Source organism: Ancylobacter mangrovi, from assembly GCF_024752335.1.
Lineage (GTDB): Bacteria > Pseudomonadota > Alphaproteobacteria > Rhizobiales > Xanthobacteraceae > Ancylobacter > Ancylobacter mangrovi.
Genome location: NZ_JANTHY010000003.1, coordinates 174,681 through 187,751, shown reverse-complemented (window position 1 = coordinate 187,751; position 13,071 = coordinate 174,681). Strand labels below are relative to the sequence as shown.

10 protein-coding genes are annotated in these 13,071 nt (G+C 68.9%); all 10 read right to left on the bottom strand.

Going from position 1 to position 13,071, the window contains the following annotated elements; translation table 11 throughout:
- Positions 1–16 precede the first annotated feature (16 nt).
- The 10 genes from NVS83_RS10565 to NVS83_RS10520 all read right to left on the bottom strand — a co-directional run bounded on the left by NVS83_RS10565 (position 17) and on the right by NVS83_RS10520 (position 12,784).
- Positions 17–1,180 carry an extracellular solute-binding protein gene (locus tag NVS83_RS10565; protein WP_258732876.1) on the bottom strand — a complete coding sequence of 388 codons (1,164 nt, stop codon included), beginning with the start codon at positions 1,178–1,180 and terminating at the stop codon, positions 17–19.
- A 53-nt stretch (positions 1,181–1,233) separates the two neighbouring features.
- The gene (locus tag NVS83_RS10560) at positions 1,234–1,998 is read right to left on the bottom strand and encodes a glucosamine-6-phosphate deaminase (protein ID WP_258739267.1); all 765 of its coding nucleotides are present in this window, start codon (positions 1,996–1,998) and stop codon (positions 1,234–1,236) included.
- The gene (locus NVS83_RS10555; protein WP_258739266.1) at positions 1,995–3,125 is read right to left on the bottom strand and encodes a LacI family DNA-binding transcriptional regulator; all 1,131 of its coding nucleotides are present in this window, start codon (positions 3,123–3,125) and stop codon (positions 1,995–1,997) included. Before NVS83_RS10555 ends, NVS83_RS10560 begins: the two co-directional genes overlap by 4 nt.
- 139 nt (positions 3,126–3,264) lie before the next feature.
- Positions 3,265–4,482 (bottom strand): lipase family protein, encoded by a 1,218-nt coding sequence (locus tag NVS83_RS10550; protein ID WP_258739265.1) that lies wholly within the window; start codon positions 4,480–4,482, stop codon positions 3,265–3,267.
- Positions 4,483–4,746: 264 nt separating this feature from the next.
- Positions 4,747–6,957 carry an aldehyde oxidoreductase molybdenum-binding subunit PaoC gene (gene paoC / locus NVS83_RS10545; RefSeq protein ID WP_258739264.1) on the bottom strand — a complete coding sequence of 737 codons (2,211 nt, stop codon included), beginning with the start codon at positions 6,955–6,957 and terminating at the stop codon, positions 4,747–4,749.
- Positions 6,958–6,960: 3 nt separating this feature from the next.
- On the bottom strand, positions 6,961–7,911 hold the full coding sequence (locus NVS83_RS10540; protein WP_258739263.1) for an FAD binding domain-containing protein: 951 nt from the start codon (positions 7,909–7,911) through the stop codon (positions 6,961–6,963).
- Positions 7,908–8,594, bottom strand: coding sequence for an aldehyde dehydrogenase iron-sulfur subunit PaoA (gene paoA / locus NVS83_RS10535; RefSeq protein WP_258739262.1), 687 nt, complete (start codon positions 8,592–8,594; stop codon positions 7,908–7,910). Before paoA ends, NVS83_RS10540 begins: the two co-directional genes overlap by 4 nt.
- Positions 8,595–8,842: 248 nt before the next feature.
- Positions 8,843–10,570, bottom strand: coding sequence for an ABC transporter permease subunit (locus NVS83_RS10530; RefSeq protein WP_258739261.1), 1,728 nt, complete (start codon positions 10,568–10,570; stop codon positions 8,843–8,845).
- On the bottom strand, positions 10,563–11,642 hold the full coding sequence (locus NVS83_RS10525; RefSeq protein WP_258739260.1) for an ABC transporter ATP-binding protein: 1,080 nt from the start codon (positions 11,640–11,642) through the stop codon (positions 10,563–10,565). Before NVS83_RS10525 ends, NVS83_RS10530 begins: the two co-directional genes overlap by 8 nt.
- A 38-nt stretch (positions 11,643–11,680) precedes the next feature.
- Positions 11,681–12,784: an ABC transporter substrate-binding protein gene (locus NVS83_RS10520; protein ID WP_258739259.1), complete on the bottom strand. Its 1,104-nt coding sequence runs from the start codon at positions 12,782–12,784 to the stop codon at positions 11,681–11,683.
- Positions 12,785–13,071 lie beyond the last annotated feature (287 nt).

Genomic DNA, 13,071 nt, shown 5'->3' with positions numbered 1-13,071 from the left:
CCGCCCGGCCGCAGGCTCACTTCTGCATCTTGGCGGCGCCGATCTCGCGGTCCCACTTGTCGAACATCTCGACCAGTTCCTTCGCGTCGAGCGGCGGCTCGGTCGGGTTGTCGGCGATCAGGCTCGCATATTCGGGACGGCCGTACTTCTCGATCGTCTCCTGGCTCTCCTTCGGCGCCATGTCGAGCGTCACGCCCTTGATGGACGGGCCGGGATACATGTAGCCGTGATCGAACATGAAGGCCTGCTGCTCGGGCTTGAGCAGGTAGGCCATGAGCTGGAGCACGACCTTCAGCTTCTCCTCCGGGACACCCTTCGGGATCGCCATCAGGTTGGCGTCGCCGACCCAGTGGAAGTTCTTGAAGGCGCCGACCTTGTACTCCTCAGGCACGATGCCGAGGTAGCGCGGGTTGATGTCCCAGCCGGTCGTCGTGGCGATGATGTCGCGCGTGCCGTTGGCCAGCTCCTTCATCGAGGCGGTGGTGCCCGAGGTGTAGTACTCGATGCAGCCGTCCAGCTCCTTCAGATAGGCCCAGGTCTTGTCCCAGCCCTTCACCGGGTCCATCGGGTCCTTGTCGCCCAGCAGATAGGGCAGGCCCATCACGAAGGTGCGGCCGGGGCCGGAATTGGCCGGCCGCGCATACATGAACTTGCCCGGATTGGCCTTGCAGTAGGCCATCAGCTTCTCGGGCGTGTCGGGCACGTCCTTCACCCGGTCCGGGGCGTATTCGAGCAGCGGGCCGGAGGGGTACCAGTCGAGCACGAAGGCCTGGCCGCGCGTCATCTCCTGCATCTGGTAGGCGCCGGGGAGATAGAGCTTCTTCAGGTCCGGGAACATGTCGGCGTATTTCGGCAGGATCTCGAGCCAGAGGCCCTGCTCCATGCCGGCGGCGAGCGCGTCGTTGCCGGTGAGCACGAAGTCGATGTCGACCCGGCCCGCATCCTGCTGCGCCTTCAGCTTGCCGGCGAGCTCGGGCGCGGTCGCCTGGGTGAACACGAACTTCGACACCAGGTCGGGATGCTCGGCCTGGAACTTCTCCAGCGCCGGCTGGCTGATCTGCAGATCGCCGGCGACGTCGATGACGTTGATGACGACCGGCTCGGCCATCGCGCCGATGGTCGTCGAGACGAGCAGGGCACTTGCGGCAAACAGGCTGGATTTCCAGCGCTCATAGGACATTCGTTCTCTCCACTCTGGTTAGCAGTCAAGGGACCGACACCGGCTGGTGCAGATCAGGCGTCCGCTGCGGTCGGCTTCTTGGCGAGCCTGCTCGCGGCGGCACGGTCGAGGAAAAGGTGGCAGGCGGGGTGCTGCTGGAGGATCGAGGCCGGCCACATATTGGTGACGGGCCCCTCCAGCACGTGCTGGACGGCCTCGGCCTTGCGCTCGTCCGGCACGGTGAGGATGACGGCGCGGCTCGACAGGATGCGCTGCACCGTCATCGAGATCGCCTCGGTCGGCACGTCGTCGAAGGTCGGGAACCAGCCCTCGCCGAACTGCTGGCGCCGGCAGCGCTCGTCGAGCTCGACCACCTTGTAGGCGACCGTGCTCTCGAAATCGGCCGGCGGGTCGTTGAAGGCGAGGTGCCCGTTCTCGCCGATGCCGGCGAAGGTCACGTCGATCGGGTGCCGGTCGATCAGCGCGTTGATGCGGGTGAGTTCGACGGCGAGGTCAGGCGCGTCGCCCTCGACGAAATGGAACGCGCCGAGCGCGGGCAGCCGGCCGGTGAAGCGCTCCTTCAGGTAGCGCCGGAAGCTCGCCGGATGCGTGTCCGGCATGCCGATATATTCGTCGAGATGGAAGGCGGTGACGCGCGACCAGTCGATCCCCTCCGCCGCCACCAGGGCCTCCAGCATCTCGAACTGGCTCGCCCCGGTCGCGATGACGATGTTGGCGCTGCCGCGCGCGGCGATCGTCTGGCGGATGGCCTCGGCGCCCAGCGCCGCGGCGGCGCTGCCGCTTTCCTGCTTGGTCTCGAAGTAGCGAACGTCGATCATATGCTCTTCCTGCTGGACGAAGGCCCGGCCGCCTGCGGCTCCGGTTTGGGCCGCCGGGGACGGCGGCGGGACGTGGTGGGGGAGGACGGATCGCGATCCGTCGGCGCGCCTGCGTTCGGCACGCCTCCTTGCGGCGCGGGACCCGTGGTGCCGCGCACGATCAGCTCGCCGACGATCACCGGCGTGTCGACCGGCGCCGCCGGCTCCGACAGCCCGTTGAGCAGCAGGTCGACCGCCTTGGCGCCGGCGAGGCCGCAATAGGCGTTGACCGTGGTCAGCGGCGGATAGGTGGTGGTGGCGATGATGTCGTCGCAGCCGACGACGCTGAAATCGTGCGGCACCGAGAGCCCGCGGTCGGCGAGGCCGGCCATGATGCCCTGCGCCACCACGTCGTCGACGGCGAGCGCGGCGGTGGCGCCGGTGTTCAGAAGCTGGTCGACGCAGGCCCGGCCCGCCTCGTGGCTCGGCCGCGCGGCGTCGATCTGCGCCACCTTGAGGCCGAGCGCCGCCCCGGTCTCGCACACCGCCCGCGCGCGCTGCTGGCTCGACCAGGAGGAGCGCGGCGCACCGACATAGGCGATGACGCGGTGGCCGAAGCCGGCGAGCAGCTTCACCGCGTCGGTGAAGCCGCTGGCGGTGTCGACCAGCACCCGCTCGATGCCCTCGAGCTCGCGGTTGATGACCACCAGCGGCCGGCGGGCGGCGTGGCGGCGGATGCGCTCCTCGTCGAGGCGGGGCGAGGCGAGCACGAAGCCGTCCACCTGCACGGCGAGCTTGTCGAGCAGCAGGTCCTCGAGGCTGGCGGTCTCGTCCGAATCGCCGAGGAAGGTGGCGTAGCCGCGCTTGTAGGCCTGCGCCTGCGCGCCGCGCATCAGCGCCGAGAAGAACGGGTTGGCGACGTCCGGCAGGATCAGCGCGATGTTGTGGGTGCGCCCGGTGGAGAGCGCCCGCGCCACCTGGTTGGGCACGTAGCCGAGGCGCTTGGCCGTGCTGAGCACCTTCTCCACCGTCGCCGGCGCCAGCAGTTCCGGCTGCGAGAAGGCCCGCGACACCGTCGCCTGCGACACGCCGGCCTCGCGGGCGACGAGGCGGATGGTGGGCGCGGAGGTGTGCGGCGGCTTGACCACGGCTCATCCCTAATGAAAGCGGTTACATATGAGAATGAAACCGCTTTCATTGCCTGTCAACAGCCATATTGAGCGTTTCGCGCGGAAAGCCGTGAAGGCCTGCCGGCGACGTCCGCGCGCCGCCGGATACCGCCTTCCGCTAGAGCGGCTGCGGGCGCCCGCCGAGGCTGGCGCAGTCGGTGGGCGCCCGCGCGCCGGACAGCCGCCCGGCTAGCCAGCGCGTCGCCGCCTCGACGCTCGAGGCCTCCGCGCCGCCATGCGAGGCGAAGGGGATCGGGTCGTAGTCCAGCGCCACGCCGTCGCGGCACAGCCGGTGGGCGAAGTCGCGCGTGGTCGAGGGCGAAACGAGCGCGTCGCCGCCGCCTTGGGCGAGGAACACCGGCGTGCCGGGTTGGGCGGGCACGGAGTTCCGCGCGATCACCCGCGCCCAGTCCGGCCGATTCTCGGCCTGGCGGCGCAGGAACCCGTCCCGTCCGTAGGCGAAGGTCGCCAGCCCCAGCCCGAGCCGCTCCGGCAGGTCGAGGCTGCACAGCGTGGCGAGATGCTCCAGCGCCGGCAGCGCCTGCAGGCGCACCACCTGGCCGATCGGCAGGTCATAGGCATGGCTCCACGACCAGGCGGCGGAGGAGGCGACCACCTCGCCCGCCGGCGAACCGATGTCATGCGCGAGCAGACGGCGCAACTCGGTCGGCGCCGAGACCGCCGCCGCTCCCTCGAAACGCAGTTCCGGGGCGTAGCTGCGCGCCAGGGCGCGGGTGAACAGCGCCGCCTGCCCGCCTTCCGAAAAGCCCCAGCTCGCGAACCGCCGGCCGGCGTCGAGACCCGGCAGCGCCCGCGCCGCGCGCACGGCGTCGATCATGGCATGGGCCTCGCTCGGGCCGACCAGATAGGGATGCACCTTGCCGGCGCCGAGCCCCTGATAGTCGGTGGCGACCACGATGTCGCCATCGGCGAGCAGCGTGCCGAGGCCTCCTATGCTGCCGAAATCATGCCCCGGAAAACGCGAGGGCGCACAGCCCGGGGCGATGCCGCTGGTGCCGTGGCCCCAGGTGACCACAGGCCGGCGGAATTTCGCCGCCGGCGGCGCCGCGACCACGCCGGAGACGGCGATCGGGCGTCCATCCACGTCGCGCGAGCGGTAGAGGATGCGGTAGGCGACCGCCGCGCCCGCCGGCGGCGCCAGCGGCTCGGCCCGGATCAGCGTGCCGGCCCGGCCGGCGATCAGCGCCGCGGGCACCTGGTAGAAATTCGTCGTCGTGTCGGCGCGCACGGCACCCGGATAAAGGCCGAGCAGGCCGATCCCCAGACGAAACGCCGACCGGCGCACCACGCGCACAAAGCTCATCACGCCAAGCATGGGACGATCCTCCGCCTTGGTTCCCGCCGCGCGGGAGCCGGACCGCCCGAGCGGCGGCGGAGTTACTTAAGGGGAGGAGGCGCCCCGGCTCTTTCGAAACCGCGCCGGAACTGTCCGATCTGCCCTTTGGGAAGACGGGGGAAGCGGCACGGAAGGCCGGAACGTCGCGCGAGCCATGCGGCAGGGACGCAAGAAAACAGCCCCGCGGTCGGCTTCATGCCGGCGCGAGGCTGTCCTTCATGCGGTCCGCTGCGGCGGCGCCGATCAGGCGACGTCGGGCAGGCGGTCGAGATATTTGTCGAGCGTGATCGGGTAGTCGCGCACGCGCACGCCGGTGGCGTTGTAGAGCGCGTTCGCCACCGCCGCGCCGACCCCGCATATGCCGAGCTCGCCCACCCCCTTCGCCTTCATCGGCGAGGAGATCGGGTCGGTCTCGTCGAGGAAGATGACGTCCTGGTGCGGGATGTCCGCATGCACGGGCACCTCGTAGCCGGCGAGGTCGTGATTGACGAAGAAGCCGCGCCGCGTGTCGACGGCCAGTTCCTCCATCAGCGCGGCGCCGGCGCCCATGGTCATGGCGCCGATCACCTGGCTGCGGGCGGACTTCGGGTTGATGATGCGCCCGGCCGCGCACACCGCCAGCATGCGCCGGATCCGTGCCTCGCCGGTGGCGACGTCCACGGCCGCCTCGACGAAATGGGCGCCGAAGGTCGACTGCTGGTAGGTCTTGTCGAGGTCGCCATACTCGATCGCGTCCTCGGCGACGATCTCGCCGTCGCCCGCCGCCTCGCCGATCGGCACCGAGCGGTTGCCCACCCGCACCTGTCCGCCGGCGAACTCGGCCTCCTCCGAATTGAAGCCGAGGCGGCGCGCCACCTCCTCGCGCAGCTTCGCGCAGGCGGCGAACACGCCGGAGGTCGCGTTGTTGGCGCCGAACTGTCCGCCCGAGCCGGCGGAGACCGGATAGTCGGAATCGCCCAGATGCACCGCGATCTTCTCGATCGGCAGCCCCGTCATCTCCGCCGCCGTCTGGGCGATGATGGTGTAGCTGCCGGTGCCGATGTCGGTCATGTCGGTTTCCACCGTCAGGCTTCCGTCGCCGGCCAGCCGTACCCGGGCGCCGGACTTCATGAGCAGGTTGTTGCGGAACGCCGCCGCCATGCCCATGCCGACCAGCCAGTTCCCCTCGCGCACCCGCGCCGGGCGCGGATCGCGCCGGCTCCAGCCGAAGCGCTCCGCGCCGAGCCGCAGGCACTCCACGAAGGGCCGGGACGAGAACGGGCGCTCGGGATGCTCGGGATCGACCTGGGTGTCGTTGCGGACACGGAACTCGACCGGATCCATACCGAGCTTCTCGGCCATCTCGTCCATGGCGATCTCGAGCGCCATCAGGCCCGGCGCCTCGCCGGGGGCGCGCATGGCGTTGCCCTCGGGCAGGTTGAGCACGGCGAGCCGCATCGACGTCATCCGGTTCGCCCCGGCATAGAGCAGGCGTGTCTGGCCCACCGCCGTCTCCGGCCCGCCGCCCGGCAGGTCGCCGGACCAGCTCTCATGGCCGATGGCAGTGATGGTGCCGTCGCGCTCGGCGCCGATGCGGATGCGCTGGATGGTGGCGGGCCGGTGGGTGGTGTTGTTGGGGATCAGCGGGCGCTGCAGCGCCACCTTCACCGGCCGGCCGGCAGCCTTCGCCCCCAGCGCCGCGAGCAGCACATCGGCGCGCAGGAACAGCTTGCCGCCGAAGCCGCCGCCGATATAGGGCGAGACCACGCGCACCTTCGACCGGTCGATGCCGAGCGTCGCGGCGAGGTCGCCGGTGGCCCAGGCGATCATCTGGTTGGAGGTCCACACCGTCAGCGCGTCCCCCTCCCAGGCCGCGAGCGTAGCGTGCGGCTCCATCATCGCATGCGAATGGTCCGGCGTCGTATAGGTCTCGTCGAGCGTCACCGGCGCGTCCGTGAAGGCGCTCGCGAAGGAGCCGACGCTGGTGTCGGGCGGGCCGGAGATGGCGGTCTCCTCCGGCGGCGAGGCGGATCCGCGTGCCGCACGCAGGTCGAACACGCCGGGCTCGGCCTTGTAGTCGACCTTCACCAGCGTGCTGGAGCTGCGGGCCTGCTCGAAGCTTTCCGCGACCACGAGGGCAATGGCCTGGTGGTAGTGCTCGACCTCGGGTCCGCCGAGCAGGCGGGCGGTGTTGAAGTTGCCTTTGCCGAGCTTGCCGGCATTGTCCGCCGTCACCACGGCGATGACGCCGGGCGCGCGCTCGGCGGCGGAGGTGTCGAGCCGGGCGATGCGGCCCTTGGCGATCGCGGCGCCGAGCACGTAGCCATAGGCCGGCTCGGCGACCACGTCGTGGCGCTCATAGGCGTAGGGCGCGGTGCCCGTTGTCTTGAGCGGCCCGTCGATGCGGTCGTGGGGATGGCCGACGACCTTGAGGTGATCGATCGGGTTGGTGGTGGCGGGAGTATCGAACTTCATGGCTCAGCCCCTCGCCTGCTTGAGGATCGACCCGAGCGTTCGCTCGACCAGCGTCACCTTGAACGCGTTGTCGCGCGTGGGCCGGGCATTGGCGAGCAGGCGCTCGGTGGTCGGGCGCGCGCCGCGCGGCAGCTCGGCCTCCGCCTCCTCCACCCGCCAGGGCTTGTGCGCGACGCCCCCGAGCGCAACCCGCCCGCTGCCGTCCTCCTGGACGATCGCCCCGACCGAGACCAGCGCGAAGGCGTAGGACGCGCGGTCGCGCACCTTGCGGTAGACATGCCGCCCGCCGACCGGCTTCGGCAGGATCACGGCGGTGATCAATTCGCCCGGCTCCAGCACGGTCTCGACATCGGGCGTGTCGCCGGGCAGGCGGTGGAACTCGGCGATGGGGATGCGCCGGCCGCTGCCGTCGGCATGGATGGTCTCGACCTCGGCGTCGAGCGCGCGCAGGGCGACCGCCATGTCGCTGGGATGGGTGGCGATGCAGGCATCGCTGGCGCCGATCACCGCGAGCTGGCGGGTGAAGCCCTCGATGGCCGAGCAGCCGCTGCCGGGGCTGCGTTTGTTGCACGCCTGATTGGTGTCGTAGAAATAGGGGCAGCGCGTGCGCTGGAGCAGGTTGCCCGCCGTCGTCGCCTTGTTGCGGAGCTGCCCGGAGGCGCCCGCCAGCAGCGCCCGCGACAGCAGGGCGTAGTCGCGCCGGACGCGCGCGTCGGACGCGAGCTCGGTGTTGCTGACCAGCGCGCCGATGCGCAGCCCGCCCTCCTGCGTCGGCTCGATCGTGTCGAGCGCCAGCCCGTTGACGTCGATCAGGTGCGTGGGGGTCTCGATCTGCAGCTTCATCAGGTCGAGCAGGTTGGTGCCGCCGGCGATGAACTTGGCGCCGGGCGTAGCGGCCGCGGCGGCCGCCGCCTGCGCCGGGGACGCGGCGCGTTCAAAGGTGAAGGGTGTCATGCTGGGCTCCCGGCAACGTCGGTGATGGCGGCGACGATGTTCGAATAGGCGCCGCAGCGGCAGATGTTTCCGCTCATGCGCTCGCGCAGCTCGTCCTCCGAGAGCGGGGGCGCCGAGGCGAGGTCCTGCGTGACGTGGCTCGGTATGCCGGCCTTGATTTCCTCCAGCACCGCCACCGCCGAGCAGATCTGGCCCGGCGTGCAGTAGCCGCACTGGTAGCCGTCATGCTTCACGAACGCGGCCTGCATCTCGTGCATGTGCCCGGGCGTGCCGAGCCCCTCGATGGTGGTGACCTCGGCACCCTCGTGCATCACCGCGAGGGTGAGGCACGAATTGATCCGCACGCCGTCGACGATCACTGTGCAGGCGCCGCACTGGCCGTGGTCGCAGCCCTTCTTGGTGCCGGTCAGGCTGAGCTGTTCGCGCAGCGCATCGAGCAGGGTGGTGCGGGTGTCGACCTCGAGGTCGCGCGTCGTGCCGTTGACGGTGAGGTGCACGGGCATGCGCACCGGCCCGGGCGTCGGTGCGGACGCGGGCTCATTGCGCGCCTCGCTGGCGGGCGCCGCGCCCGGGCTGGCGGGGGCGGCGTTGGCGGGCGAGCCCGCGCTGCTGCCCGCCAGGGTCGCGGCGCCAGCGGCGAGAAGGTCCCGCCGCGAAAGATCATGATGGGATTGCCCCTGCATGGTTCCGATCCAATCGATGTGCAGCCGGCTGGCATGTGGAGAGGAGCTCGCGCGGAGGCGATCGCCGTCCGTCGGAACGAGCATGTCAGAGGCGCAATGTTTATTCGGGCGATGCGTTCCGCTCTTCACCGGCCGGCCCGCATCACGAATCGCGTGAACGGGCCCGGCAGGCGGGAGCGGGAAAGGGCAACCTTACCCGCCGGCCATGTGGCCGCAGGGACGGGTGAGAGGCGGCGCGAGGCGGGCGCTCACGCTTCCGCGCGGCGGGTCTGTGAGCGGAAGACCAACCGGTTGCAGATGATGATCGCCAGCAGCGAGCCGACCCCGACCAGGGTGAAGATCGCGTTCACCGACGGGGTGAAGCCGAAGCGCATCTGGTTCCAGACCCACACCGGCAGGGTCGGCGCGGTGCCGCTGAGGAACAGCGTCACCATAACCTCGTCGGCCGAGAGCGTGAACCCCAGCAGCGCGCCGCCGATCACCGCGCCGCGGATCGAGGGGAACAGCACATGGACGAAGCTCTGCCAGTGATTGGCGCCCGAATCCATCGAGGCCTCCAGCAGCGCCGCGTCGAGCCGGCGCAGCCGGGCGAGGATGATCATCAGGATCACCGGCATGACGAAGCTCGCCTGGCCGATCACGATCCGCGCAACGCCCGAGGGTATCTGCACGAGCTGCGTCGCCAGCACCATGACGATGCCGAGCACCACGCCGGGGATCGCCACCGGGATCGCGAGCGCGAACTCGAAGAACCGCGCCTGCTTCACCCGCCCGTAATGGATCGCGAAGGCGAAGCCGATCGCCGCCACGGTCGAGACCAGCACTACCAAGAAGCCGACGATCAGGCTGCGCTGCACCGCGTCGAGCATCGCGGCGTTCTCACCCAGCTCGCGATACCATTGCAGCGTCATCCCCTGCAGCGGGAAGGCCTGCACCTTCGACTCGTTGAACGACATCAGCACCATGATGGCGAGCGGCGCGTAGAGGAACAGGTAAGGGATGGCGAAGGCGATGTTGGCGAGGGCTCGCAGCAGCCGGCCGCCCTGCGTGCGCGGACCGGACGAGGCCGGCTGCGCCCCCTCGTCGCCCGTCAGCACGCCCTTGCTCTGCCCGAACCACATCACCAAAGCCAGCACCACGCCGACGCTCACCAGCAGGCAGACGGCGATGGCCGAGCCATAGGGCCAGTTGTTGGCGATGCCGAACTGCGAGGCGATCACCATGCCGATCATGGTGCCGTCGATGCCGCCGACCATGGAGGGGGTGATGTAGTCGCCGACCGTCATCAGGAAGGCGAGCGAGAAGCCGATGGCGACGCTCGGCCGCGACAGCGGCCAGATCACATGGCGGAAGGTCCGCCAGCCGGAGGCGCCGCTGTCCTGCGAGGCCTCGACCAGCGAATGCGGGATCTTCTCCAGCGCGGTGAAGATGGAGATGAACGCGTAGGGGATCGAGATGTAGGTGTAGGTGAGCAGCACCGAGAAGCCGGTATAGAGGAAGGCCTCGCTCGGCTCGGCCAGGATGCCGGTGGTGACGAGGAAGGTGTTCAGGATTCCGCTCTGGCCGAGGATCATGCGCCAGGCGAACACCCGCATCAGCAGGCTGATCCACAGCGGGATGATGACCAGCAGCACCAGGATCGACCTGTTCCCGCGCACCACCCGGGCGGCGTAATAGGCCATCGGATAGGCGATCAGGCAGCCGAGCAGCGCCGCACCGAAGCTGGTGCCGAGCGTCTTCAGCAGCAGGTACTGGAAGCTGTGCGAATCCCACAGCCGCGCATAGCTGGCGACGGTCGGCTCGAACACAATGCGCCCGCTGCGGGTTCGCAGGAAGCTCGCCCCCACCAGCAGGAGGTTCGGCACCAGCACCAGCGCGATGAACCAGGCATAGACCGGCCAGCCCATCATGCTGAAACGGCTGGGCCGGAAGGCGCGGGCGGGGCTCATCGTCATGTCGGAGGCGATGTCAGCCATGGAATACCGTCGCGTTGTTGGCATCGAACAGCACGCGCACCTGCTTGCCGGGCGTGAAGCGCTCCTCGCTGGCGGCGGGGACGGCGGCGATGATGTTCAGCCCTCCGCAGCGCACATTGACCTCGAGCGCATTGCCGAGGAACAGCACGTCCTTCACCGTCCCGTCGATGCTGCACGCCCCGTCCGCCGGCAGGTCGGGCGCGTCGAGGCGCACGCATTCGAAGCGGATCGCCATCCGTGCCGGCCCGGTGCGCGGCGCCGCGATGCCCGACAGCGGCTTGCCCTCGAGCAGCGCGGTGATGGCGCCGTTGCGGTCGACGCATTCGATCGGCAGCAGGTTGGAGCGGCCGACGAACTGGGCGACGAACTCCGAGGAGGGATCGAAGTAGATCTCGCGCGGCGTGCCGAGCTGCGAGATGCGCCCCTCGCTCATCACCGCCACCCGGTCGGACATCGACAGCGCCTCGCCCTGGTCGTGGGTCACGTAGATGAAGGCGATGCCGAGGTCCTTCTGCAGCGAGACCAGCATATGCTGCATCTGCTGGCGCAGGCGCAGGTCGAGCGCGCCCAGCGGCTCGTCGAGCAGCAGGATGCGCGGGCGGCAGACGATGGCGCGGGCGAGCGCCACGCGCTGGCGCTGGCCGCCCGAGAGCTGGTGCGGCAGGCGCTGCGCGAAGTCGCCCATGCTGACCAGCTCCAGGCACTCGCGCGCCTTGGCCAGCCGCTCGCTTTTGCGCGCGCCCGCCATGCGCAGCGGGTAGGCGACGTTCTCCAGCACGCTCATATGCGGGAACAGCGCGTAGCTCTGGAACACCGTGCGCACGTCGCGGCGGAAGGGAGGCACATCGGTGATGTCCTCGCCATCCATGATGATGCGCCCCACATCCGGACGCTCGAAGCCCGCGATCATGCGCAGCAGCGTGGTCTTGCCCGAGCCGCTCGGGCCGAGGATCGAAAAGAACTCCCCCGGTTCGACCGAGAAGGAGATCCGGTCGAGTGCCGGCCGGGTCGCGCCCTCGAAGGTCTTGTCGACCCCCGCGACGGCGAGGATCGTCCGCGAAGCCTTTTCCATCCCTGTGCTCCGATGCTCATCTGAGGATGGCACGCTCGTCAGAGCGTGCCGGCCTTGAAGTCGTTCCACATCTGCAGGCGGCGGTCGAAATCTTCCGGCTTCTGCAGGATGACGAGCTTCTCCCAGAAGTCGCCGGCCTGGGAGTCGGGGATGTTGGTGCGCTTGAGGGTCTTCTCGCTCACCCCGCCTTCCTTGGCCTCGGCGAGGTCGAGCACCCCGTTATTGGTCGAGGCTTCGATGAAGCGGGACTGCCATTTGACCGACAGGTTGTCGTTGATGAACTTGTAGACGATGTCGCGGTCGCCCTTCTTGGAGACGCCGGTGCAGTCGATCCAGGTCGGGGTGCCTTCCTTGGGCAGCGAGTAGTCGAAGTTCTTGCCCTTGTCCTGCAGCGAGGTCACCACGGCGATGTTCTGGCAGTAGCCGATCACGGCGTCGCCGGCGGCATAGATGTTCACCGCGTCGTCGAAGCCGCGGGCGATGGTGCGCACCTGCTTGCGCAGCGCGCGCAGCGCGTCGGCACACTTGTCGAACTCGGCGTCGGTGAGGTTGAACGGGTCCTTGGCGCCGATGTAGAGCGCGATCATGGGGAACACGATCGTGCAGTCGTCGAACACGTTCACCTTGCCTGCGTATTTCTCGTCCCACAGCACCGCCCAGCTGTCGGGAGACTTGGTGACGTCGGCATCGAACATCAGCGGCTGGGTTCCCCAGTTGTAGGGGATGCCGACGATGGAGCCGTCCACGGTGGTGAACTTCTTCCAGTCGAGCTTGGAGGTGATGTTTGAGGTGTTCGGCACCTTCGACGTGTCGAGGGTGGTGATGAGGCCGGCCTCGTGGAAGCGCGGCAGCGAGCCGGTCTCGATATACATCACGTCGGGCTGGATCGCCCCGGAGAAGGGCTGGGAGAACAGCTCGTCGACCGAGCCGATCACCACCGGCTTCACCTCGACGCCGTTGGCCTCGCTCCATTCCTGGCACCAGGCCGGGTCGTGGTAGGTCTCCCAGGTCAGGAGCACGATCGGCTCTTGCGCGTAGGCCCGGCGCAGCACGCCCGGCGCTGCCAGCGTCGCGGCCGCAAGTCCCATGCCTTTCATGACGCTGCGCCGCGACGGCGCTCGATCATTCTTTCGGAAGGTCATTTTTATTCCCTCTGTTCGGGGCCCTGGCGGCCGGTTTCGGGTTCGGCAACAAACGTGCCAGCCGGGGGCGTCGCTATTCCGAAAGAATATTTCTCGTTCTTGATGATAAAATTCTTCTATTCACCAAAATTAGCGCGACCTATTCATCGTCATATAACCAGAATTCAAGGGATAAAGGCAAACTCGACACTGCGACATGTCTCTCCCGCTGTCTTAATAAAGCGATTTCGTCGCATGGGCGGGAATGTTGCATGGACGAGCCAGGGGAGTCGCACCGGCGCGACAGG

What these genes read in the sequence shown, in the direction of transcription:
- NVS83_RS10565 (WP_258732876.1), bottom strand. Translation starts at nt 1,180, where the DNA reads ATGTCCTATGAGCGCTGGAAATCCAGCCTGTTTGCCGCAAGTGCCCTG.
- NVS83_RS10560 (WP_258739267.1), bottom strand. Translation starts at nt 1,998, where the DNA reads ATGATCGACGTTCGCTACTTCGAGACCAAGCAGGAAAGCGGCAGCGCC.
- NVS83_RS10550 (WP_258739265.1), bottom strand. Translation starts at nt 4,482, where the DNA reads ATGCTTGGCGTGATGAGCTTTGTGCGCGTGGTGCGCCGGTCGGCGTTT.
- paoC (WP_258739264.1), bottom strand. Translation starts at nt 6,957, where the DNA reads ATGAAGTTCGATACTCCCGCCACCACCAACCCGATCGATCACCTCAAG.
- NVS83_RS10540 (WP_258739263.1), bottom strand. Translation starts at nt 7,911, where the DNA reads ATGACACCCTTCACCTTTGAACGCGCCGCGTCCCCGGCGCAGGCGGCG.
- paoA (WP_258739262.1), bottom strand. Translation starts at nt 8,594, where the DNA reads ATGCAGGGGCAATCCCATCATGATCTTTCGCGGCGGGACCTTCTCGCC.
- NVS83_RS10530 (WP_258739261.1), bottom strand. Translation starts at nt 10,570, where the DNA reads ATGGCTGACATCGCCTCCGACATGACGATGAGCCCCGCCCGCGCCTTC.
- NVS83_RS10525 (WP_258739260.1), bottom strand. Translation starts at nt 11,642, where the DNA reads ATGGAAAAGGCTTCGCGGACGATCCTCGCCGTCGCGGGGGTCGACAAG.
- NVS83_RS10520 (WP_258739259.1), bottom strand. Translation starts at nt 12,784, where the DNA reads ATGACCTTCCGAAAGAATGATCGAGCGCCGTCGCGGCGCAGCGTCATG.